Annotated in this window: 27 protein-coding genes and 1 tRNA gene; 15 read left to right on the forward strand and 13 right to left on the reverse strand. The window is 59.3% G+C overall.

Features of this window, described 5'->3' with window-relative positions; translation table 11 throughout:
* The first annotated feature begins 70 nt into the window (after window positions 1–70).
* Window positions 71–388, forward strand: coding sequence for a hypothetical protein (locus tag CAG33_RS09215; RefSeq protein ID WP_085638016.1), 318 nt, complete (start codon window positions 71–73; stop codon window positions 386–388).
* On the opposite strand, the gene CAG33_RS28220 is transcribed toward CAG33_RS09215, so the two are convergent.
* Window positions 381–1,175, reverse strand: coding sequence for a hypothetical protein (locus CAG33_RS28220; RefSeq protein WP_139833001.1), 795 nt, complete (start codon window positions 1,173–1,175; stop codon window positions 381–383). The two genes, CAG33_RS09215 and CAG33_RS28220, sit on opposite strands and share 8 nt — an antisense overlap.
* A 97-nt stretch (window positions 1,176–1,272) precedes the next feature.
* Between CAG33_RS28220 and yejK the strand changes: the two genes are divergently transcribed.
* The 11 genes from yejK (at window position 1,273) to CAG33_RS09270 (ending at window position 9,206) form a co-directional block, all read left to right on the forward strand.
* Complete coding sequence (yejK, locus tag CAG33_RS09225) at window positions 1,273–2,280, forward strand: nucleoid-associated protein YejK (protein ID WP_085638023.1); 1,008 nt, start codon at window positions 1,273–1,275, stop codon at window positions 2,278–2,280.
* Between the two features lie 115 nt (window positions 2,281–2,395).
* Window positions 2,396–3,949, forward strand: a complete 1,554-nt coding sequence (locus CAG33_RS09230; RefSeq protein WP_085638027.1) for a DNA cytosine methyltransferase — start codon at window positions 2,396–2,398, stop codon at window positions 3,947–3,949.
* A 401-nt stretch (window positions 3,950–4,350) separates the two neighbouring features.
* The gene (locus tag CAG33_RS09235) at window positions 4,351–4,950 is read left to right on the forward strand and encodes a hypothetical protein (RefSeq protein WP_085638030.1); all 600 of its coding nucleotides are present in this window, start codon (window positions 4,351–4,353) and stop codon (window positions 4,948–4,950) included.
* A complete protein-coding gene (locus CAG33_RS09240) occupies window positions 4,931–5,293 on the forward strand; it encodes an HNH endonuclease (protein ID WP_085631485.1) in 363 nt (120 codons plus the stop codon). The genes CAG33_RS09235 and CAG33_RS09240 overlap by 20 nt, the downstream gene beginning before the upstream one ends.
* A 73-nt stretch (window positions 5,294–5,366) precedes the next feature.
* Complete coding sequence (locus CAG33_RS09245; RefSeq protein ID WP_085638033.1) at window positions 5,367–5,693, forward strand: hypothetical protein; 327 nt, start codon at window positions 5,367–5,369, stop codon at window positions 5,691–5,693.
* Window positions 5,694–5,778: 85 nt separating this feature from the next.
* On the forward strand, window positions 5,779–6,024 hold the full coding sequence (locus tag CAG33_RS09250; protein ID WP_085638036.1) for a hypothetical protein: 246 nt from the start codon (window positions 5,779–5,781) through the stop codon (window positions 6,022–6,024).
* Window positions 6,021–6,746 carry a hypothetical protein gene (locus CAG33_RS09255; protein ID WP_085638039.1) on the forward strand — a complete coding sequence of 242 codons (726 nt, stop codon included), beginning with the start codon at window positions 6,021–6,023 and terminating at the stop codon, window positions 6,744–6,746. The genes CAG33_RS09250 and CAG33_RS09255 overlap by 4 nt, the downstream gene beginning before the upstream one ends.
* A 49-nt stretch (window positions 6,747–6,795) precedes the next feature.
* Window positions 6,796–7,179, forward strand: coding sequence for a hypothetical protein (locus CAG33_RS09260; RefSeq protein ID WP_085638042.1), 384 nt, complete (start codon window positions 6,796–6,798; stop codon window positions 7,177–7,179).
* A gap of 42 nt (window positions 7,180–7,221) precedes the next feature.
* Window positions 7,222–7,494 (forward strand): hypothetical protein, encoded by a 273-nt coding sequence (locus tag CAG33_RS09265; protein WP_085638046.1) that lies wholly within the window; start codon window positions 7,222–7,224, stop codon window positions 7,492–7,494.
* 51 nt (window positions 7,495–7,545) lie between these two features.
* Window positions 7,546–7,701: a hypothetical protein gene (locus tag CAG33_RS28490; protein WP_170929969.1), complete on the forward strand. Its 156-nt coding sequence runs from the start codon at window positions 7,546–7,548 to the stop codon at window positions 7,699–7,701.
* 308 nt (window positions 7,702–8,009) lie between these two features.
* Window positions 8,010–9,206 (forward strand): tyrosine-type recombinase/integrase, encoded by a 1,197-nt coding sequence (locus CAG33_RS09270; RefSeq protein ID WP_085638049.1) that lies wholly within the window; start codon window positions 8,010–8,012, stop codon window positions 9,204–9,206.
* A 69-nt stretch (window positions 9,207–9,275) separates the two neighbouring features.
* On the opposite strand, the gene CAG33_RS09275 is transcribed toward CAG33_RS09270, so the two are convergent.
* The 9 genes from CAG33_RS09275 to thrS form a co-directional block, all read right to left on the reverse strand.
* Window positions 9,276–9,352, reverse strand: a tRNA-Pro gene (locus CAG33_RS09275).
* A gap of 89 nt (window positions 9,353–9,441) precedes the next feature.
* The gene (locus CAG33_RS09280; RefSeq protein ID WP_085638052.1) at window positions 9,442–9,798 is read right to left on the reverse strand and encodes a MerR family transcriptional regulator; all 357 of its coding nucleotides are present in this window, start codon (window positions 9,796–9,798) and stop codon (window positions 9,442–9,444) included.
* On the reverse strand, window positions 9,779–10,081 hold the full coding sequence (gene ihfA, locus CAG33_RS09285; RefSeq protein WP_002553164.1) for an integration host factor subunit alpha: 303 nt from the start codon (window positions 10,079–10,081) through the stop codon (window positions 9,779–9,781). Before ihfA ends, CAG33_RS09280 begins: the two co-directional genes overlap by 20 nt.
* 3 nt (window positions 10,082–10,084) lie before the next feature.
* Window positions 10,085–12,463, reverse strand: coding sequence for a phenylalanine--tRNA ligase subunit beta (gene pheT / locus CAG33_RS09290; protein WP_085577451.1), 2,379 nt, complete (start codon window positions 12,461–12,463; stop codon window positions 10,085–10,087).
* A gap of 26 nt (window positions 12,464–12,489) precedes the next feature.
* Window positions 12,490–13,506: a phenylalanine--tRNA ligase subunit alpha gene (gene pheS / locus CAG33_RS09295; protein ID WP_085577452.1), complete on the reverse strand. Its 1,017-nt coding sequence runs from the start codon at window positions 13,504–13,506 to the stop codon at window positions 12,490–12,492.
* Window positions 13,507–13,615: 109 nt separating this feature from the next.
* A complete protein-coding gene (gene rplT / locus CAG33_RS09300) occupies window positions 13,616–13,972 on the reverse strand; it encodes a 50S ribosomal protein L20 (protein ID WP_085577453.1) in 357 nt (118 codons plus the stop codon).
* A 30-nt stretch (window positions 13,973–14,002) separates the two neighbouring features.
* Window positions 14,003–14,197 carry a 50S ribosomal protein L35 gene (gene rpmI / locus CAG33_RS09305; RefSeq protein ID WP_002553160.1) on the reverse strand — a complete coding sequence of 65 codons (195 nt, stop codon included), beginning with the start codon at window positions 14,195–14,197 and terminating at the stop codon, window positions 14,003–14,005.
* Window positions 14,198–14,257: 60 nt separating this feature from the next.
* Window positions 14,258–14,809: a translation initiation factor IF-3 gene (infC, locus tag CAG33_RS09310; RefSeq protein WP_170929973.1), complete on the reverse strand. Its 552-nt coding sequence runs from the start codon at window positions 14,807–14,809 to the stop codon at window positions 14,258–14,260.
* A complete protein-coding gene (gene thrS / locus CAG33_RS09315; protein ID WP_085631469.1) occupies window positions 14,809–16,731 on the reverse strand; it encodes a threonine--tRNA ligase in 1,923 nt (640 codons plus the stop codon). Before thrS ends, infC begins: the two co-directional genes overlap by 1 nt.
* A gap of 356 nt (window positions 16,732–17,087) precedes the next feature.
* Here thrS and CAG33_RS09325 point away from each other — a divergent pair, with 356 nt between their 5' ends.
* Complete coding sequence (locus CAG33_RS09325; protein ID WP_085577456.1) at window positions 17,088–17,390, forward strand: hypothetical protein; 303 nt, start codon at window positions 17,088–17,090, stop codon at window positions 17,388–17,390.
* A 291-nt stretch (window positions 17,391–17,681) separates the two neighbouring features.
* A complete protein-coding gene (locus tag CAG33_RS09330; protein ID WP_085577457.1) occupies window positions 17,682–17,894 on the forward strand; it encodes a cold-shock protein in 213 nt (70 codons plus the stop codon).
* Between the two features lie 70 nt (window positions 17,895–17,964).
* On the opposite strand, the gene CAG33_RS09335 is transcribed toward CAG33_RS09330, so the two are convergent.
* Complete coding sequence (locus CAG33_RS09335) at window positions 17,965–18,282, reverse strand: I78 family peptidase inhibitor (RefSeq protein ID WP_085638055.1); 318 nt, start codon at window positions 18,280–18,282, stop codon at window positions 17,965–17,967.
* A gap of 167 nt (window positions 18,283–18,449) precedes the next feature.
* Window positions 18,450–18,755 carry a hypothetical protein gene (locus CAG33_RS09340; protein WP_085638058.1) on the reverse strand — a complete coding sequence of 102 codons (306 nt, stop codon included), beginning with the start codon at window positions 18,753–18,755 and terminating at the stop codon, window positions 18,450–18,452.
* Between the two features lie 132 nt (window positions 18,756–18,887).
* Between CAG33_RS09340 and CAG33_RS09345 the strand changes: the two genes are divergently transcribed.
* Window positions 18,888–19,100 (forward strand): hypothetical protein, encoded by a 213-nt coding sequence (locus CAG33_RS09345; RefSeq protein ID WP_085638063.1) that lies wholly within the window; start codon window positions 18,888–18,890, stop codon window positions 19,098–19,100.
* A 34-nt stretch (window positions 19,101–19,134) separates the two neighbouring features.
* On the opposite strand, the gene CAG33_RS09350 is transcribed toward CAG33_RS09345, so the two are convergent.
* Window positions 19,135–20,163 carry a nucleoside hydrolase gene (locus CAG33_RS09350; protein ID WP_085577461.1) on the reverse strand — a complete coding sequence of 343 codons (1,029 nt, stop codon included), beginning with the start codon at window positions 20,161–20,163 and terminating at the stop codon, window positions 19,135–19,137.
* Window positions 20,164–20,178: the final 15 nt, after the last annotated feature.

The following is a 20,178-nucleotide window of genomic DNA, read 5'->3' on the forward strand; positions in this document are numbered from 1 at the left end:
AAACTGGCCGGCGCCCGCCGCCGGAAAACCTGGCTGGACATGCCCGCCAGCGGAATCGAAGAGGTAGGCCATGGCCAAAACTGGACAAGAAAGATCGGCGAAGGCCGCACTGAAGCGTATCGCGTTCGACGAGAAGGAGCTGCGGCACCGGTGCAGGCTCGGCACGCGGCAGAAGCTGGTCTGGAACGAGGATACCGAACAGGCCTCGGTGATTGAGGGTTGCCTTCGGTATGTGCATTCGCTTGGGCCTGAAGCTGCACGGGAAGCGTTGAAAGCGCGCCACGAAATTGTGATTAGCGATAACGTGGCGATAGAACTTCATAATCAGAGCATCATGGAATTGAGGCGGGATCCCGGGGATGAGATTCTCAAACCATCGGTCATTTAACCGCCTCTCTTTTGACTCGATCCATCAAATCGACAAAGATTCCTATCGAGACTGTGACGATTTCAGACCTCGGGTAATTAGGCGCCTGCCAGGGATCTATGAGGGCCAAGGCTATCAATAGTGAGTTCACAATCCCTATTTGATTATTTATAAAAGCGCCTACATCCCCGGTGGGTTTCGGAATCCCAGCTGGAGTTGCATACAGGATTGTATTTCTGAAATTAGCACGTTTATCAATAAGCCCTCGAATTTCCGAAGTTTTCTCAAACCCAAGAAGCTCTTTCATTTCTTCCTGAAAGTGCTCGCCAAGCGTCTTTGGCCCTTCTGCTCGGACGTGAAGAGGTGGTGTCGGCTGGACTTCTGTATCCGTTTGGCCAAGTTGAATCCCGATCCGCAAACCTATGCGACCATCGACGTCGTCGAAAAAAATACGATGGCGCCCAAACTGTCCGCCAGCTTGTTCCTTGCGATTTTTGAACCACTGCATAACGGTACCGACGAATAAAACCACTGCATGCTTATCGGCGTGATTTCTGAACCACAACTTGTCCGCGCCGGGGTACTCCTGCTCTTTTAGCGAAGACAGTAATGCAGTCGCCGCCTCCTCCTCGGCGCACACCGCTCGGAAAGCTGCCATAGCAGGGTCTATTACCGCTATGTCGATAGCTTTTTGAATGTGGCTAACAGCATTGACAGATGCCCATTTTGTTCTACCAGAACACCCTTCGAGAAAGTCAGTGAACTGTAAAAGTGGACTCGGATCCAGCTTGCCCGTTTTGTCATCCATGTTTTGTCACTCTCGCGCAAAAATTTACAAATACCCCAACATTAATCAAATTGCCACCACCGGTCACGGAGGGCGGCGCCTACCCGAGGTAATCGCAATGCCTGTTCTCCATAGCGTGATTCACAAGATCGACAAAAAGCCCGACGGCTCGCCGGCAGTTCTGTTCCTCGGCGGCGCCGAGCAGGTCGAGAGCCAGGCGCGCGACGACCTGGTGAACCAGTTCAATGAAAGCTACAACGCCACCACCGGCAAAGGCTGGGGGTTCTTCCACGCTGAATCTGGAGCGTTCCCACTCAGCGGCTGGCTCGCCAAATACCTGGCCGGCGGATCGGACTTCCTCGACTTCAGCATCATCTCCGTCGAGCACCTGACCCGGCTGATGGAAGAGTCGAACCTGACCACGGGCGGCCACGCCCTCTTCTGCCATTACCGGCAAGGCCTCACTGACTACCTGATCATTGCCCTGGTGCAAGAAACAGAAGCGGTGACCATGACGGAAGAACTCAGCCTGATGACGGTTAAGCGTCTGGATCTGGATCACATCCGCCTGGCCGCGCGCATCAACATCAGCGAATGGCAGAACAACCCGCAGTCGAAGCAGTACATCTCGTACATCAAGGGAAAACAGGGTCGAAAGCTCAACGACTACTTCCGCGACTTCATCGGCTGTCAGGAAGGCGTCGACGGCCCCGGGGAAACCCGCACTCTGCTCAAGGCGTTCAGTGACTTCGTGGAGAGCGAAGACCTGCCGGAAGATTCCGCTCGCGAGAAGACGCAGACCCTCGTCAGCTACTCGATGGCCCAGGCCAAGCTTGGCGAGCCGATCACCCTCGACGAACTGTCCGAGCTGATCAACGAGGATCAGCCGAAGGCATTCGTTGACTTCATCAAGTCTTCCGACTACGGGCTGTCCGACACTCTTCCGCCGGACAAGAAGACCCTCAACAAATTCCGGCGATTCACCGGCCGGGCCGAGGGATTGTCGATCAGCTTCGAGCAGCACCTGCTCGGCTCGAAGATCGAATTCGATCCGGCCGATGGCACGCTGACACTGCGCGGCTTGCCGAGCCAACTTGTGGAGCAGCTCAATCGCGCAGGCGCCTGACATCAATCACGCGCCGCCACCAAGGGCGGTGCGAACAACTGCCCATGACACTCCGGCGCTGTCCGCCAGCGCCTTTCCACCTTCTACGAATCACGCCAGCCGGCAAGGATCCCGCATGGAAATCACCTACGGTTCGGTCTGCTCAGGGATCGAGGCCGCGACGCTCGCCTGGAAGCCGCTCGGCATGCGCGCCAACTGGTTCGCCGAGATCGAAGCCTTCCCCAGCGCAGTGCTGGCCCACCACTACCCGAACACGCCGAACCTCGGCGACATGACCAAGCTCGGCGCACAGGTGCTGTCGGGCAAGATTGCGGCGCCGGACATCCTCGTCGGCGGCACCCCGTGCCAGGCCTTCTCGGTCGCCGGCATGCGTGAGGGCCTCACCGATCCGCGCGGCGCCCTCACCATCAAATACGTGGAGCTTGCTGATGCAGTTGACTATGTTCGAGCAGGCCAGCGAAAGCCCGCCAGCGTCATCGTCTGGGAAAACGTCCCCGGCGTCCTCAGCGACAAAGGCAACGCCTTCGGATGCTTTCTTGGCGCGCTTGCTGGGGAAGACTGCGAACTGCAGCCTTCAGGGAAGAAATGGCCGGACGCTGGTTGTGTGTATGGACCCAAAAGAGCAATCGCGTGGCGGATCCTGGACGCCCAATATTTCGGCCTGGCCCAACGACGCCGCCGTGTGTTCGTTGTCGCAAGTGCTCGAGACGGATTCGATCCCATCGAGGTACTTTTTGAGCGCGACGGCGTGCGCCGGGATACTGCGCCGCGCCGAGGCGAGGGGCAAGACCTTACCGGATCAGCTCCTTTCCGCCCTGCGCTCCAGTGCGGGTGCGGATGCACCTTCGATGAACGATGCGGCGCCTGGGGATGCCCCAACTGGGAAGGAGATGAGGGCCCAGCGGTCAGCGTGACGGCAGGTGTCCCGGCGTTCGGCGGGCACAGCCTGGGCGGCACGATCGAGCAGTCTGCCACCCTCACCCATCACGAAGGCCGGCAGGACATCGAGAGCGAGACGTTTTTCGTGGCCCCAACCATCGCCGGCGGCGCGCGCAAGTCCGGCGGCTACAGCTACGACGACGTGCCCTGCGTCGCAGCGACACTCGATGCAAGCTATGGACGACTGCATGGCTGCTCGGGACAGGATGCCAACCACGGTCACAGCCATTTGGTGGTGCACGGCACGCAAGATCCCTGCGTGATGCTGGATCAGGCCCATGCCCTTGGGCGCAACAGCGGCCAGGAGAATGCCGTTCTTGCGATCCAGAACGCCACCCGCGGCAAAGCCCAGAACGGGCTGGGGATCTCCTCGGACGGCGAGCCGATGTACACCCTGGACAACGGTTCGCAGCACGCTGTGATGGTGGCAGATCTGTCGCCGACGCTCAGATCTGCCAACTTCCGCAGCCACAGCAACCCGTCCACCCAAAAGGACACCCTCGTGGTCGCATCGGACGTCCGCCGCCTCGTCCCGCGCGAGTGCGAACGCCTCCAGGGCATGCCAGACGACTACACGCTGATCCCGTGGCGCGGTAAACCCGCCAGCGAATGCCCTGACGGCCCACGCTACAAGGCGATCGGCAACAGCAAGGCCGTGCCGTGCGTTCGCTGGATTGGCCGGCGCATTCTCAAACAGATCACTCCTAGCCCGTACGACGAATTGATTTGAGCTAATTCCCGCTACTCAGCGGCTGGCGGCGCCCCCCTCGTCGATCGACCATCCAGCGCTGGCATTGGATCTGTTTCGATAACAGAAAGAATGGAGACCCACGCTTCATATGCCGATTTTTGGCGGTCAACAGCGTCACTCCAGTTTGTGCCTGAAGTATCAGCTGCAATCACCAGCATCATCAGATGACTCGTAGTAGCATCCAAATCAAGCAAATATTGATGAGCTTTGAGTCTGAATCCGTCATTTTCATGCATTTTTAGCACGCGACTGTGCAAGGACTGGCTCGGAACTACGGGCCGCTATTCCTATGAAATGAGTATGTCACCAACCTGATCGGTTCGATACAAGCTATTCCCTCCCCCTTCAAAGTCAGCCGCTATAGCGGCAAGGACGAAGTCATGCCTGAAGAAAAAGTCGTGATGTACGAATCACCCGAAGCCGCCAGCATCCAGACCTTGACTGGCTGGGTCTCCGCTAATGGCCGCTTCTGGGGCAACGATGAACACATGGCCCGTTGGTGCGGCGCCACACATCGCCGTTGCGAGAAAAACCCGGAACATCCCATCCACGAAGTCCGGAGCTACTGTCGTCAGTGCCACGACGAGAGCCGAATGGCGAAGTTCGCAGCGATGCCATTCAAGGACTGGGCCGGGGAGCCGTTGGTTATCTTCGATGGCGACCAGTACTTCTTCGACGAAGACAGCTTGCGTGATTACCTGATCGACAGCGATTTCGAACTGGCCGACCTGAAGCTCTGCATCTGCGAGCCGAATATGCCGAGCGAAATCGACCCGTCCGACGTATTTGTTGACGACCTACCAGAGGATGGCGAAATCCGCGATCAGCAACTTTTCGCGGCGTTCGAACTGCTGAACGAGATGATCCGTCAGTCCGAGCCGCTGTCGTGGTCGCAGGGCAACTTCGCCGCCCGCCTTCCGCAGTCGCTCATCGACGAGGTCGCCGCAGCGAGGGCAAGCCATGCGATTGAAGAAAGCTGACCGCGAGCAAGTTCGCCTGAAATACGGCGGCCATTGCGCCTACTGCGGCGCGCTACTGGGCGATCGTTGGCACGCCGATCACCTGGAACCAGTTATCCGGGTCGCTGATGAACGTGTCGCCGAGCAGATCAACAACCATAACCTCGGCAACATGATGCCAGCCTGCGCGCAATGCAACATCAGCAAGGGCCGACAGACACTGGAAGGCTGGCGGGATTGGATCGCCGGCCACGTCAACAGCCTCAACAGCTACCACCCAATCTACCGGCTAGCCAAGTCGTACGGCCTGATCGCCGAGACAGGAGCGCCGGTGGTCTTCTACTTCGAAAAGGTGCAGCCATGATCCTCATATGCATGGCCGGCTGCGCCCTATTCTTCTGGCTTCCATTGGCCCTGACCATTAAGGCGGTGATCGGATGAACGACAAGATGCGTGAAGAATTCGAGACTGCGGCGCGCGCTCAAGGCCTGCCGCTCGCTCGAACCCATCAACCCCTGCGCTTTGCCAACGGGCACAGCCGGGAGGCCGGCGACTACATCGCGCTGGAAACTCTTTGTGCCTTCTGGGCTTGGCAGGCCTCCCGCGAGGCGCTGGTAATCGTCCTGCCGCCAGCACCCAACGAACCCGAAGACCCAGAAGACGCCATCGACGACAGCCACTTGGATGCCTTCCACGCTGCCATCCGCATGCGGAGCGACTGCCAGCAATCTATCGAATCCGCAGGACTGAAGGTGACGCCATGATCATCCTGATCCCCGCCCTGTTTCCCGTTCTCGCTGGAGGCGCCCCGATCTACATGGCCTGGCTCATCTACAAGGGGCCGTGGCGATGAACATCTACCGGCACACCTTCGCAGCCGTCTGTCCGGCCGACGGCGAAACGATCATCTACCGCCTTGAGTTGCGATCGACATCGATGATCCACGTCGAGCACATCAAAACAGCGACCGCGCTGATCAAGCAGGGTTGGCATGAGCAGATCGCCGACAGCCTCTCCGAAAAGCTCGGCGGCGATCAAACCATCGTCGCCACTCACCAAGGCGTTGAGATTGAGACATTGAGGCTTAGCGGATGATTGCGTACCACGGCACTCCAGTCGGTGGCACCAGGCAGGACGGCGCTCGCTTTCTTGCAGGACGGCATGCTCTGGTGCCTTTTCCGCGCCAGGATGACATGGGCATTGTGGCCGACGTCTGCCAGTCGTTCGTCTTCGACAACGGCGCATTTTCGGTCTGGAAAAAAGGCGGAACGCTGGATGTGGATGGCTATACCCGATGGGTTGAGCAGTGGCACCGGCATCCTGGTTTCGACTGGGCGCTAATCCCTGACGTCATTGATGGGGACGAAGCTGCGAACGACGCACTACTGTCAGCTTGGCCTGCGGAACTACGAGGTGTGCCGGTCTGGCACCTGCATGAATCGCTCGATCGTCTTGTGCGCCTGGCGGCGGGCTGGCCAACGGTGGCAATTGGAAGCTCCGGCCAGTGGGCGAGCCCGGGAACGGCTGCGTGGTGGAAGCGGATCGGTTCAGCTATGGATGCAATCTGCGACGACCAGGGTCGACCTGTTTGCCGCCTGCACGGGCTGCGAATGCTCGACCCGACCATTTTCCAGCACCTCCCGTTTGCCTCTGCGGACTCCACAAACGCTGCAGTTAACGGAGGCAGCATCAGCCGCTTTGGAATGTACGCCCCACCCACCGCCGGGCAGCGAGCCTGCGTGATCGCCGACCGCATTGAGTCGCACAACAGTTCTCCGATCTGGCAACGCGAAGCCCAAGTCGAACTCGCTTTGTAACCCTACCCAACACAACAGCCTGCCGGCGCCCGGCGGGCAAGGAACCCCTATGTCTGCGAACAACAACGACAAGACCACCCAGCGCATCAGCACGCCCGAGTTCATCGCCTCCATGTCTCTCGGCCAGCTCCACGCCGCCGGCGACCTGATCCGCGACAGGATCCGCGTGGTCGAGGCGGAGAAGAAACGAATCGTCTGGCAGGTGTGCCGCGGCGGAATCATCGACAGGTCTTTCCGCGAGGAACAGTTCGAGGCGGCCGCCGACCACCTGCTCAGCATCTTCAGGAAGCACTTCCTGGAGATCGCCGCCGACTTCGTTGCGGGCCGGACCGGCACGACGCGCGAGATGGCACAGGAGATCCCCCGCATCGAAGCCGAGCTGGTTCCCCAGTTCGAATATGAGACCCAGTGGTTCCCGGCCAAGTCCGAATAACTAACCAATGGCCCGCCGGTGTGCGGCGGGCGAGGAAGACTCATGTCAGATCAACAGTATCCGTTCAAATCCTGGGTGTTGACGCCCAGTTTCGCGCCGAAGGAAGTCGAACTGGTGGCTGCATCCCACTACAGCGACTACCACCACACTGCCGCGAACAAGTACTACCACCAATCCGAGCTGTATGCCTCGAAACGAGTGGCAATCGAGGCCGGCTGGCGAAAGCTCGACGAGCAACAAAACACCCTCAAAAAACGAGCAGACGCAATCGCGAAGAAGAAAGCCACCCTCACGAAGCACTCCAGCGACCTTTAGCCACCCTCCGCCGCCAGCGCGGCACCGCCCACCAGGGCAAGGAAGTGCGCCATGACCATCACCAAGATCATCAAGGGCCCACACCGGTTCGCCGGACTCTGGTGGGTCGTCGCCGACTGCGGCGGAAAGATCCAGTACATCTCACGCCGCACCGAGGAACTGGCCCGCCAGATCTCCGCCGGGCAGGACAGCGTGACCCTTCACTGAACACTCAGCCGCCGCCGGCGGCGTGGAGCATCACCTATGGCAAATCGAAGCGCGGCACAGGCTGCGCCCCTCCTCCCGCGCTTTATCCGCGCCGGCGAGGCCTACGGATACCTCGGCATGTGCCGGGAAGAATTCAACAAAACGGTCAGGCCGAACGTCCGCGAATTCCCCATCGGCAAACAGGGCGTTGGATTCGACCGGATTGAGCTCGACCAGTGGGCAGACGCTTACGTCGAGTCCATGGCAATTGAAAAAGCGGCGAATCAGGACAACAATCAGCCCCGCAGTGGGCGCCAAGGAGGTAATAAGTGGCGCGAAAAACGATCTCCGGTCTCTACGAGAGAAATGGAATCTGGCATATCGACAAGGTCGTCAGAGGTCACCGACTTCAGGAAAGCACTGGAACAAGCGAAAGGCAGGAGGCGGAGCAGTACCTGATCCACCGGCTGGAAAAGCTAAGGCAGGAAAAGGTCTACGGCGTGCGCCAGGTGCGAACCTGGCGTGAGGCGGCCACCAGGTATCTGGTTGAATTCAAAGACCAGGCATCGATCGGCCTGTCCGCATTACACATTGAGCAGCTGGATCCGTACATCGGGGATCTGCCGATCACCCATATAGATGACGGAACCCTGGCTCCTTTCAAGCGGGACAGGCAGAAGCCGACGAAGAACGAAAAGGGGAAGGTAAAGCCAGGCGTCTCGAACCGGACGGTGAACATCGCACTACAGCGAGTCGTTCGGATCTTGAACCTGTGCCACAGGAAGTGGCGAGACGCAGAGAAGCGGCCGTGGCTGGATAGCGTGCCGATGATCTCGATGCTGGAGGAGAATAAGTCGAGCAGGAAGCCTTATCCGATGTCCTGGGCGGAGCAGTCGATGCTGTTCGCTGAAATCCCCGATCACCTGTTGAGGATGGCGCTCTACAAGGTGAACACGGGCTGCCGAGAGCAGGAAGTCTGCAAGCTTCAGTGGGATTGGGAAATCCGGGTGCCGGAACTGGGGACAAGCGTGTTCCTGATACCTGCTGACTTTGGCGGAAGAAGTGAAAAGTCTGGCGTGAAGAACGGCGACGAGAGGCTGGTGGTGCTGAACAAGGTGGCGATGTCTGTCATCGACGGTCAGCGCGGCTTGCATCCGGAGTATGTCTTCCCGTATGGGCAGCCGGACGAATACGGCCCGACCCCAATGCACCGGATGAATGACACGGCATGGAAGAAGGCCAGGGTGCGATCGGCGGCGAAGTGGGAAATGGAACACAAGTCACCGGCACACCCCGGGTTCAGATCGATCAGGGTTCACGACCTCAAGCACACCTTTGGCAGAAGGCTTCGTGCAGCGGGCGTGACACTGGAAGATCGGAAGGCGCTCTTGGGGCACAAGAATGGCAGCATTACGAGCCACTATTCTACCGCAGAGCTTGAACAGTTGATTGAGGCGTCAAACAAAGTGTCAGCGACGGATTCACGCGGGCCGGCTCTGACCATCTTGAGGAGGAAAACAGGATGAACCCCCGCAAAAGTCCCTGCGCATGAAAAAGCCGAACTGGTTAGAGTTCGGCTAAGTCATTGAAAAATATGGTCGGGACGGAGTGATTCGAACACTCGACCCCTAGCACCCCATGCTAGTGCGCTACCGGACTGCGCTACGCCCCGACTAGGCGTGAATCTTGTTCCTCATCTCGAGGAACGCTCAAGAATATATCGCAAGCTTTTGAAAACTGGAAGTATTTAAAAGCAGTAATTTATTGCTTGAGTACCACCAGCACATCTTCAAGCTCGGCGATCATCTGGCGGATCATCTGTTTGTACTGCGTGGTGTCGTCTTTGGCCTCATCGCTGGATAGCCTTAGACGTGCACCACCGATGGTGAAGCCTTGATCGTAAAGGAGTGCGCGGATCTGCCGGATCATCAGCACGTCCTGGCGCTGATAATACCGGCGGTTTCCGCGCCGCTTGACAGGGTTGAGCTGAGGAAACTCCTGCTCCCAGTAGCGCAGCACGTGCGGTTTGACCGCACACAGCTCGCTGACTTCACCGATGGTGAAGTAGCGTTTGCCCGGGATGACGGGAAGTTCGTCGTTATGACTTGGTTCCAGCATAAGCCTCAACTCGGGCCTTCAACTTCTGCCCTGGACGAAAGGTGACCACACGGCGAGCCGTGATCGGGATTTCTTCCCCCGTTTTCGGGTTGCGGCCAGGCCGCTGGCGTTTGTCCCGAAGGTCGAAATTGCCGAAACCCGACAATTTGACCTGCTCGTTGTCTTCAAGAGCGTGCCTGATTTCCTCGAAAAACAGTTCGACCAACTCCTTGGCTTCCCGCTTGTTCAGGCCCAGCTCTTCATACAGACGTTCCGCCATCTCAGCTTTCGTCAAAGCCCCCATACGTCACTTCCTTAACGTGGCGTTCAACCTTTGTTCGAGCGAGGTGAGGATGTTTTGCGTCGTCGAATTCACCTCATCGTCATTAAGAGTGCGCGATGGATGCTGCCAGGTCAAGCCGACGGCAAGGCTTTTTCTATGCGGATCAATGCCTTTACCCTGATAGACGTCAAACAGCCTGAGATCTGTCAGCCATTCGCCTGCATTTTCACGGATTACGTCAAGCACAGCACTGGCGGCGACGTCTTTGTCGGCCAACAGCGCCAAGTCACGACGCACTTCAGGAAAGCGCGACAACTCACGGAATTCAGGCATTTTGCCCTGCGCCACTTCAGCCAGAACCAGCTCGAAAACAAAGACCGGACGGTCAAGACCCAGGGCCTTCGACAGTTCAGGGTGAATGGCACCGATGAAGCCGACTTCGCGGCCGTCTCGCTCGATGCGTGCGGTCTGACCCGGATGCAACGCAGGGTGCTTGCCCGGTACGAACGTGAAAGCACCCAATGCACCGGCAAAGCCCAGCACCGCTTCCACATCGGCCTTGACGTCGAAGAAGTCCACGGCGTCGCGACCTTGCGCCCAGCCTTCCGGCAGACGGCTGCCGCAGACCACACCGGCGAGCATCGGCTCTTGCTTGAGCCCTTCCAACTGACCGACGAAGCGCAGGCCGCTCTCGAACAGACGGACGCGATCCTGCTGGCGGTTCAGGTTGTGCTGCAGCACCTTGACCAGCCCCGGCCACAACGACGAACGCATGGCGGCCATGTCGTTGGAGATCGGGTTGGCCAGCAGCAACGGCTCGACACCTGGATTGAACAGTTCGAACTGTTTCGGATCGATGAAGCTGTAGGTGATCGCTTCCTGATAGCCGCGAGCCACCAGCAGACGACGCAGTTCCGGCAGGTCGCTGCGCGCTTCCGCCTTGGCCTGCGGAGCCAGACGGGCTTGCGGGTAACGGACCGGCAGGCGGTTGTAGCCATACAGACGCGCCAGCTCTTCGATCAGGTCGACTTCCAGGCTGATGTCGAAACGGTGGCTTGGCACCTCGACACGCCACTGCCCTGCTCCTTCAGCCGAGATCTTCAGGCCCAAGGCGCCGAGCAGACGCTCGACTTCGGCCGAGTCCATTTCCATGCCCAGCATCTGCGCGATGCGCTGCGCACGCAGGGTGATCGGCGCGATCGACGGCAGATGCTGCTCGCTGACCGTCTCGATGATCGGGCCGGCCTCGCCGCCGGTGATGTCCAGCAGCAGGCCAGTGGCGCGCTCCATGGCTTCACGGGCCAGTTGCCAGTCCACGCCACGCTCGTAGCGGTGAGAGGCATCGGTGTGCAGACCGTAGGAACGTGCCTTGCCGGCGACCGCGATCTGGTCGAAGAACGCGCTTTCAAGGAACACGTCGCGGGTGGTCGCGGAGACGCCGCTGTGCTCGCCCCCCATGACACCGGCAATCGCCAGTGCGCGAGTGTGGTCGGCAATCACCAGCGTATCGCTGCGCAGACTGACTTCCTGGCCGTCGAGCAGCACCAGTTTCTCGCCCTCTTCCGCCATGCGCACGCGGATTCCGCCATTGATCTCGGCCAGGTCGAAGGCATGCAGCGGCTGACCGAGCTCGAGCATCACGTAGTTGGTGATGTCCACGGCGGCATCGATGCTGCGCACGTCCGCACGACGCAGGCGCTCGACCATCCACAGCGGGGTTGGCCGGGACAGATCCACATTGCGGATCACGCGGCCCAGGTAGCGCGGGCAAGCGGCCGGCGCCAGTACGTCGACCGGACGCACCTCATCGTGAGCCGCCGGCACCGGGGCCACGACCGGGCGCACCACCGGAGCGTCGTACAGCGCACCGACTTCACGGGCCAGGCCGGCCAGCGACAGGCAGTCGCCACGGTTCGGGGTCAGGTCGACCTCGATGCTGGCATCTTCCAGATCCAGGTAAACGCGGAAATCCGCACCTACCGGCGCATCGGCCGGCAGCTCCATCAAACCGTCGTTGCCTTCACCGACCTGAAGCTCGGATTGCGAGCACAGCATGCCGTTGGACTCGACGCCGCGCAGCTTGGCCTTCTTGATCTTGAAGTCGCCCGGCAGTTCGGCGCCGATCATGGCGAACGGAATCTTCAGGCCAGGGCGCACATTCGGCGCACCGCACACGACCTGAAACGTTTCGCTGCCGTTGCTCACTTGGCAAACGCGCAGCTTGTCGGCGTCCGGGTGCTGCTCGGTGCTCAGCACTTCGCCCACCACCACGCCGCTGAATGCGCCGGCAGCCGGGGTGACGCTATCGACCTCCAGACCGGCCATCGACAGACGGGCAACCAGCCCGTCACGATCTACCTGCGGGCTGACCCAGCCACGCAGCCATTGTTCACTGAATTTCATCCTGCTCTCCTAAGAATTCGTTACGACTAGCGAAATTGCGCGAGGAACCGCAAGTCGTTGTCGAAGAACAGACGCAAGTCGTTCACGCCGTAACGCAGCATGGCCAGGCGCTCGACACCCATGCCGAAGGCGAAGCCCGAGAACTCTTCCGGATCGATGCCGGACATGCGCAGCACATTCGGATGAACCATGCCGCAGCCCATCACTTCCAGCCAGCCGGTCTGCTTGCAGACGCGGCAGCCTTTACCGCTGCACATCACACATTCCATGTCGACTTCGGCGGACGGCTCGGTGAACGGGAAGTAGGAAGGACGGAAGCGCACGGCCAGTTCCTTCTCGAAGAACACCCGCAGAAACTCTTCGATGGTGCCCTTGAGGTCGGCGAAGTTGATGTCGCGGTCGACCAGCAGGCCTTCGACCTGGTGGAACATCGGCGAGTGGGTGATATCGGAGTCGCTGCGGTACACGCGACCCGGGCATACGATGCGGATCGGCGGCTTTTTCGACTCCATGGTGCGGACCTGTACCGGCGAGGTATGGGTGCGCAGCAGCATGTTCGCGTTGAAATAGAAGGTGTCATGCATCGACCGGGCCGGGTGATGGCCTGGGATGTTGAGCGCCTCGAAGTTGTGGTAGTCGTCTTCGACCTCCGGCCCTTCGGCGATGCCGTAGCCGATGCGGGTGAAGAACTGTTCGACGCGTTCCAGAGTCCGGGTCACCGGATGCAGGCCACCCGAGGTCTGACCGCGGCCCGGCAGGGTCACGTCAATGGACTCGGCGGACAGTTTGGCGGCCAGCTCGGCCTCTTCAAACAGAGCCTTGCGCGCATTGAGAACCTCTGTGACACGCTCCTTGGCAACGTTGATCAGGGCGCCGACCTGCGGACGCTCCTCTGCCGGCAGGTTGCCCAGGGTCTTCATCACCTGAGTCAGCTCGCCCTTCTTGCCAAGGTAGTGAACCCGGATTTGCTCCAGGGCATTGATATCTTCAGCGCTTTGCACAGCCTCTAGTGCTTGAGAGACCAGCGCATCCAGGTTTTCCATGTACAGACTCCAGATACGAAATAGGGGAAGAGCTTGAAGGCTCTTCCCCTATTTATGACGTTTAACACCTGACCCCACAGATGCAGGGCCGGGTGACTGTCGGGGGTACTTAAGCCAAGGTGGCTTTAGCTTTCTCGACAATCGCAGCAAACGCCGCTTTTTCGTTCACTGCCAGATCAGCCAGAACCTTACGGTCGATCTCGATGGACGCTTTTTTCAGGCCGGCGATGAAACGGCTGTAGGACAGACCGTTGGTACGAGCACCAGCGTTGATACGAGCGATCCACAGAGCGCGGAACTGACGTTTTTTCTGACGACGGTCACGGTAGGCGTATTGGCCTGCCTTGATTACCGCTTGCTTGGCAACACGGAATACGCGCGAACGTGCACCGTAGTAGCCTTTAGCAAGTTTCAGAATTTTTTTGTGACGCTTACGGGCAATGACGCCACGCTTTACACGAGCCATGAGTTACTTCCTCTATTCTTGATCCAAAAATTAACGAAGGCGCAGCATGCGCTCGACTTTTGCCACGTCAGACGGATGCAGCAGGCTGCTTCCGCGCAGTTGACGCTTACGCTTGGTCGACATTTTGGTCAGGATGTGGCTCTTGAAAGCGTGCTTGTGCTTGATGCCGTTAGCAGTTTTCAGAAACCGCTTGGCAGCACCACTTTTGGTTTTCATCTTTGGCATGTTCGGATACTCCGCATTCAGTGGATAAACATAATCAGAAGGCCTGCCGTGCCCTGTTGATTACTTCTTCTTTTTCGGGGCGATGACCATGATCAGCTGGCGTCCTTCCATCTTAGGATGCTGTTCGACCGATCCGTACTCGAGCAGGTCTTGTTCGACCCGCTTGAGGAGATCCATCCCCAGCTCCTGGTGGGCCATCTCACGGCCGCGGAATCGCAAGGAAACCTTGGCCCTGTCCCCGTCACTCAGGAAACGTACCAGGTTGCGTAGTTTTACCTGGTAATCCCCTTCCTCCGTCCCTGGACGAAACTTGATTTCTTTGACCTGAATCTGCTTCTGGTTTTTCTTCGCCGCAGCAATCTGCTTCTTCTTCTCGAAGATCGATTTGCCGTAGTCCATCACCCGGCAAACCGGCGGGACTGCGTCGGCGGAGATTTCCACCAGATCAAGCTTGGCTTCTTCAGCTATACGAAGCGCTTCATCAATCGAGACGATGCCAATCTGCTCGCCGTCAGCGCCAATTAACCGAACCTCGCGTGCCGAGATATTCTCGTTGATCGGGGCCTTCGGTGCAGTTCGTTTATCCTGTCTCATTTCACGCTTAATAATAATTACTCCGAATCTTGGCGACCACGCCGGGAAACCGCTTGCGCGAGGAACTCGGCGAACTGGGCGACCGGCATCGAGCCGAGGTCAGCACCTTCACGAGTACGCACAGCGACAGTCTGCATCTCGACTTCCTTATCCCCAATAACCAAGAGATATGGAACCTTGAGCAAAGTATGCTCGCGGATTTTAAAGCCGATCTTTTCATTTCTCAAGTCAGACTTGGCACGAAACCCGCTTTCGTTGAGAGTTTTTTCGACCTGGGCGACGAAATCCGCCTGTTTGTCGGTGATGTTCATGATCACCGCCTGGGTCGGCGCCAGCCACGCAGGGAACGCCCCTTCGTAGTGCTCGATCAGAATCCCGACGAAACGCTCGAAGGAACCGAGGATCGCCCGGTGCAGCATCACCGGATGCTTGCGGCTGTTGTCTTCGGAAACGTATTCGGCACCGAGGCGCACCGGCAGGTTGAAATCGAGCTGCAAGGTGCCGCACTGCCATACGCGGCCGAGGCAGTCCTTGAGCGAGAACTCGATCTTCGGACCGTAGAACGCACCCTCGCCCGGCTGCAGGTCATAAGGCAGACCCGCGCTGTCGAGCGCCGCCGCCAGCGCCGACTCGGCACGATCCCACAACTCGTCGGAACCGACGCGCTTTTCCGGACGGGTGGACAGCTTCATCTCGATGTCCTTGAAACCGAAGTCGGCGTAGACATCCATGGTCAGCTTGATGAACGCAGCGGATTCGGCCTGCATCTGCTCTTCGGTGCAGAAGATGTGCGCGTCGTCCTGAGTGAACGCACGTACGCGCATGATGCCGTGCAAGGCGCCGGACGGCTCGTTGCGGTGGCAGGCGCCGAACTCGGCCAGGCGCATCGGCAGTTCGCGGTAGCTTTTCAGGCCTTGGTTGAACACCTGCACGTGGCAAGGGCAGTTCATCGGCTTGATCGCGTAATCGCGGCTTTCCGACTCAGTGGTGAACATGTTGTCGGCGTAGTTGGCCCAGTGCCCGGACTTTTCCCACAGGCTGCGGTCAACGACCTGCGGCGTCTTGATCTCGAGGTAACCGTTGTCGCGCTGCACCTTGCGCATGTACTGCTCAAGCACCTGATAGAGCGTCCAGCCGTTCGGGTGCCAGAACACCATGCCCGGCGCTTCTTCCTGGGTGTGGAACAGCCCGAGACGCTTGCCGATCTTGCGGTGGTCGCGTTTTTCGGCTTCTTCGATACGCTGGATGTAGGCGGCCAGCTGCTTCTTGTCTGCCCAGGCCGTGCCGTAGACGCGCTGCAGTTGCTCGTTCTTGGCATCGCCGCGCCAGTAGGCGCCGGACAGCTTGGTGAGCTTGAAGGACTTCAGGAAACGGGTGTTCGGCACGTGCGGGCCGCGGCACATGTCGACGTATTCTTCGTGATAGTACAGGCCCATGGCCTGCTCGTTCGGCATGTCCTCGACCAGGCGCAGCTTGTAGTCTTCGCCGCGGGACTTGAACACTTCGATCACTTGCGCACGCGGAGTGACCTTCTTGATGACGTCGTAATCCTTGTCGATCAGCTGCTGCATGCGCTGTTCGATGGCGGCCATGTCTTCCGGCGTGAAAGGACGCTCGAAGGCGATGTCGTAGTAGAAGCCTTCGTCGATGACCGGACCGATGACCATCTTGGCGGTCGGGTACAGTTGCTTGACCGCGTGACCGACCAGGTGGGCGCAAGAGTGGCGAATGATCTCCAGCCCCTCTTCATCCTTTGGCGTGATGATTTGCAGCGTCGAGTCGCTGTCGATGATATCGCAAGCGTCGACCAGCCGACCGTTGACCTTGCCGGCCAGGGTGGCCTTGGCCAGGCCCGCGCCAATGGATGCGGCGACCTCGGCTACGGAAACCGGATGATCGAAAGAACGTTGACTGCCGTCGGGAAGAGTAATAGTTGGCATGGCGCCTCCTCTCCTAGTGGTGACCCCTACCAAAGGTCACGTGGGTTGGGATGAGCCAGTACAAGATCCGATCCAGGCCATTCAATGACGAACGCCTGCCTTACAGCGGCAGGAGCCTTGCGGCCAACCGGAAAACCGAACCAGAGTGACTGGGATTCAAACAGAAAACACGGGAGCCGCATGGGCCTTGGAGGCCTGCGGTCGCCCGAGCCCGGCATGCTAGCACAGATGAACGGCTGCGGACGCTTCAGGGTTGCATTCCAGAGCAGATCATCCGTTTTTATGCCAGAGTGATGAACTTGATCCGTCCTTCGCCCATCTGATGAAGGACATTGACCCACAAGGAGCATCTTCGCATGCGTCTGCACACCCTTTTCGCCGCTCTCGCCCCCGTTGTTCTGCTGCTGCCGCTGAGCGCCCATGCCGACTGGCCGAAAGGCGAGCGCGAGAAATACATGGCGCAGTGCACCCAGGCGGCGACACCGCAGATCGGCGCTGCGGCCGCCAAGTCCCATTGCGCCTGCGGCGCCGATGCCATCAAATCCTACTCGGCCAGCGACATCCAGGCCCTGATGGACAACAAGGCCAGCCAGGAACTGCAACAGAAAGCCTTGGGCCAGATCGCCAAATGCAAGGCCAACGTCCCCGCGAAAAAGTGAGCGGACGGCACGCCTGAGGCCCCCCGGACACGGGGAAAAGGCTGGCAAATGACGAATTCCCACCTGTTTCGTGCAGGTTTTACAGGTTTTTTACTGCAGCCCCAAAGCCCTTGAAAGCCTTTCAAACCGGGGCCTCCAGCCGAAACAACCTGCAAAGAAAACACGACTGATTGGCAAACAGCACCTGCGGGGGGCTACCAAAGCGAACATTTCGACTATGATACCCCGGTGTGCCCAGTTGGCCTGAGCAGCACAGCACTACTGAAAATATATGTTTCTTGGAGATACACCATGTCTAATCGCCAATCCGGCACCGTCAAATGGTTCAACGATGAAAAAGGCTTCGGCTTCATCACTCCTCAAGGTGGCGGTGACGACCTGTTCGTACACTTCAAAGCTATCGAAGTTGACGGTTTCAAAAGCCTGAAAGAAGGCCAAGCCGTATCCTTCGTGGCTGAGAAAGGCCAAAAGGGTATGCAAGCTGCACAAGTTCGCCCAGAGTAATCTCCCGGCGCACAAAAAAACCCCGTCCATGTGACGGGGTTTTTTATGCCTGCCGAAAAGCCCGCAGCGATCAGCCGCAGCTGGCGCGGGTGACGATCAGATCGGTGTCGGTGTTCAGGTTCAGGCGATCGGAACGGTACTCCAGGGTAATCATGTCATTGGGCTTGAGGAACCTGGCGTTCTGCGCACCGGCACGGGTGCGGGCCTGATCCAGAAGCTGCGGCGAAGCCTTTTTGCCGATGGCGAATTGCGCAGCCGATGCCTCGCAGCGGCCATGACCGGCCTCGCTGGCCACAGGATCCTTCGCCGGCTCGCTCGAAGTCGAACTGCAACCGGCCAGCATGGCAATGGCCGCCAGCGCGCCCAGCGAGGTGAATTTCATAGGCATGAAGCCTCCTTTTCCAATGGTTGTTTCGAGATCGTGCGACCACCAATCCTGCGTTTGGTTTCACGGCGGGGCTGACACACCCCTCCTCCACGACCCCAAAGGCGCCGAGTCTGCCTGAACAGCCGGTCATGCTTCATCACGCAATCGTGACTGAATATTAATCGGCCTCAGTAAACGTCGATGTAGTCGAACGGCGGATTCGGCCAGTTGCCCTTGAGTGCGTTGTAGATCTGCTGCACCCACACGTCATCGCTCGCCGCCACACGCCCGACGTACCCTGAACCCTTGGCCCAGGTCTCCAGACGGAAAGACAGGCCATCGATTTCCTGACCGCCCGTCACGCCAGAAGAGATATAGGCAATCCCGCCTTTAGTCACCCGCAACTGCGTATGCATATCGTCACTGGCCTCAGCCAGCAACCGGCGCACAGCCTCAAGCGTCAGGCCATCGGGGGCATTCAAATCAATCTGCACGGTGCAATCCTGGGTTCGGCCGAAAACGACCAAGTGTCGCACAGCCCTGCGCCCATGCCTAAGTCGCAGTGCCAAACGCCGGGCAACATGATTTACTCAAGGCTTCGACAGACCCGACCTCCAGAGCCCGCCATGACCACCGTAAGCATCACCGCCGACATCAAGGCCATCTGGCCCCAGGGGCACAGTTCCTACAGTCCGGGCAGCCCGGAAGAGCTTGCGCTGATCAGCGTCGACCTGCTGATCCGGACGCTCGGCACGCAAGGCGCACGGTCATTCATCGACCAGGTCTTCGAAAGGTACCCCGACGACTTCCAAGGCACCCCGGACAGCGAAAGGGAATAGAAGCCCGCAAACTCGATGCCTGCGGGCGCATCACTCATTTCAAACGCTTCAGGCGCTCGGTCAGCAGATCGAAGAAGCCCTGGGCATCGCCGTTCTCCACCCAGAATGCGTTCTTCGGCTGTTTCAGGCCGTCGTACCAGTCAACGATGGTCTGACCGAAAGTCGGCCCTTCACGGCTGTCCACCACCACATTCACCGAACGGCCGGTGAACAGCTGAGGCTTGAGCAGGTAAGCGATCACCGTGGCGTCATGCACCGGGCCGCCCGGGATCCCGTAGTGCTCCATGTCGCCTTTGATGTATTCGTTGAGGATGTCGCCGACGATCTTGCTGGCATTGTTGTTCAGCGCCGCGATCTGCTTGAGCCGCGCGTCGCTGGTGAGCACCTTGTGGGTGACATCAAGCGGCAGGTAGGTCAGCTTCACGCCGCTCTTGAGCACCACCTCGGCCGCTTGAGGGTCGGCGAAAAGGTTGAACTCCGCCACCGGGGTGATGTTGCCGCCGTTGAAGTGCGCACCGCCCATGATCACCACTTCCTTGATGCCTTGGACGATCTCCGGCTCCTGGATCAGCGCCAACGCCAGGTTGGTCTGCGGGCCTAGCATGGCGATGGTGATGCTGTGGGGCTTGGCCTTCTTCAGCGTGTCGATCAGGTAGTTGACCGCATTGCCTTCGGCCAGGCCTTTTTTCGGCTCGTGGACGGTGACTCCCGACAGGCCTTCCTTGCCATGGATGTTTTCGGCATAGATCGGCGTGCGCATCAGCGGCTTGGGCGCGCCGGCATACACCGGCACGTCTTCGCGCCCTGCCCACTCGCGGGCCAACCGGGCGTTGCGCGAGGTCTTGTCCAGGCGCACATTGCCCGCCACGGTGGTCAAGGCGCGGATGTTCAGCTCATCCGGCGACGCCAGGGCGAACAACAGGGCGACCACATCATCGGCGCCCGGGTCGGTGTCGATGATCAGGTCGATCTTTTCCGCCGCCTGGGCGCCGGTCGCGGTCAGTAGGGACAAAAGCAGCAGGCTCCGGAACAGTTGAGGCAGTTTTTTAGCATAGCGGCGCATGGCGCACTCCTTGTG

Origin of the sequence: Pseudomonas sp. B3(2017), assembly GCF_002113595.1 — a bacterium.
Taxonomy (GTDB): Bacteria; Pseudomonadota; Gammaproteobacteria; order Pseudomonadales; family Pseudomonadaceae; genus Aquipseudomonas; species Aquipseudomonas ekonensis.

What these genes read in the sequence shown, in the direction of transcription:
- CAG33_RS09215 (WP_085638016.1), top strand. Translation starts at nt 71, where the DNA reads ATGGCCAAAACTGGACAAGAAAGATCGGCGAAGGCCGCACTGAAGCGT.
- CAG33_RS28220 (WP_139833001.1), bottom strand. Translation starts at nt 1,175, where the DNA reads ATGGATGACAAAACGGGCAAGCTGGATCCGAGTCCACTTTTACAGTTC.
- yejK (WP_085638023.1), top strand. Translation starts at nt 1,273, where the DNA reads ATGCCTGTTCTCCATAGCGTGATTCACAAGATCGACAAAAAGCCCGAC.
- CAG33_RS09230 (WP_085638027.1), top strand. Translation starts at nt 2,396, where the DNA reads ATGGAAATCACCTACGGTTCGGTCTGCTCAGGGATCGAGGCCGCGACG.
- CAG33_RS09235 (WP_085638030.1), top strand. Translation starts at nt 4,351, where the DNA reads ATGCCTGAAGAAAAAGTCGTGATGTACGAATCACCCGAAGCCGCCAGC.
- CAG33_RS09240 (WP_085631485.1), top strand. Translation starts at nt 4,931, where the DNA reads ATGCGATTGAAGAAAGCTGACCGCGAGCAAGTTCGCCTGAAATACGGC.
- CAG33_RS09245 (WP_085638033.1), top strand. Translation starts at nt 5,367, where the DNA reads ATGAACGACAAGATGCGTGAAGAATTCGAGACTGCGGCGCGCGCTCAA.
- CAG33_RS09250 (WP_085638036.1), top strand. Translation starts at nt 5,779, where the DNA reads ATGAACATCTACCGGCACACCTTCGCAGCCGTCTGTCCGGCCGACGGC.
- CAG33_RS09255 (WP_085638039.1), top strand. Translation starts at nt 6,021, where the DNA reads ATGATTGCGTACCACGGCACTCCAGTCGGTGGCACCAGGCAGGACGGC.
- CAG33_RS09260 (WP_085638042.1), top strand. Translation starts at nt 6,796, where the DNA reads ATGTCTGCGAACAACAACGACAAGACCACCCAGCGCATCAGCACGCCC.
- CAG33_RS09265 (WP_085638046.1), top strand. Translation starts at nt 7,222, where the DNA reads ATGTCAGATCAACAGTATCCGTTCAAATCCTGGGTGTTGACGCCCAGT.
- CAG33_RS28490 (WP_170929969.1), top strand. Translation starts at nt 7,546, where the DNA reads ATGACCATCACCAAGATCATCAAGGGCCCACACCGGTTCGCCGGACTC.
- CAG33_RS09280 (WP_085638052.1), bottom strand. Translation starts at nt 9,798, where the DNA reads ATGCTGGAACCAAGTCATAACGACGAACTTCCCGTCATCCCGGGCAAA.
- ihfA (WP_002553164.1), bottom strand. Translation starts at nt 10,081, where the DNA reads ATGGGGGCTTTGACGAAAGCTGAGATGGCGGAACGTCTGTATGAAGAG.
- pheT (WP_085577451.1), bottom strand. Translation starts at nt 12,463, where the DNA reads ATGAAATTCAGTGAACAATGGCTGCGTGGCTGGGTCAGCCCGCAGGTA.
- pheS (WP_085577452.1), bottom strand. Translation starts at nt 13,506, where the DNA reads ATGGAAAACCTGGATGCGCTGGTCTCTCAAGCACTAGAGGCTGTGCAA.
- rplT (WP_085577453.1), bottom strand. Translation starts at nt 13,972, where the DNA reads ATGGCTCGTGTAAAGCGTGGCGTCATTGCCCGTAAGCGTCACAAAAAA.
- rpmI (WP_002553160.1), bottom strand. Translation starts at nt 14,197, where the DNA reads ATGCCAAAGATGAAAACCAAAAGTGGTGCTGCCAAGCGGTTTCTGAAA.
- thrS (WP_085631469.1), bottom strand. Translation starts at nt 16,731, where the DNA reads ATGCCAACTATTACTCTTCCCGACGGCAGTCAACGTTCTTTCGATCAT.
- CAG33_RS09325 (WP_085577456.1), top strand. Translation starts at nt 17,088, where the DNA reads ATGCGTCTGCACACCCTTTTCGCCGCTCTCGCCCCCGTTGTTCTGCTG.
- CAG33_RS09330 (WP_085577457.1), top strand. Translation starts at nt 17,682, where the DNA reads ATGTCTAATCGCCAATCCGGCACCGTCAAATGGTTCAACGATGAAAAA.
- CAG33_RS09335 (WP_085638055.1), bottom strand. Translation starts at nt 18,282, where the DNA reads ATGCCTATGAAATTCACCTCGCTGGGCGCGCTGGCGGCCATTGCCATG.
- CAG33_RS09345 (WP_085638063.1), top strand. Translation starts at nt 18,888, where the DNA reads ATGACCACCGTAAGCATCACCGCCGACATCAAGGCCATCTGGCCCCAG.
- CAG33_RS09350 (WP_085577461.1), bottom strand. Translation starts at nt 20,163, where the DNA reads ATGCGCCGCTATGCTAAAAAACTGCCTCAACTGTTCCGGAGCCTGCTG.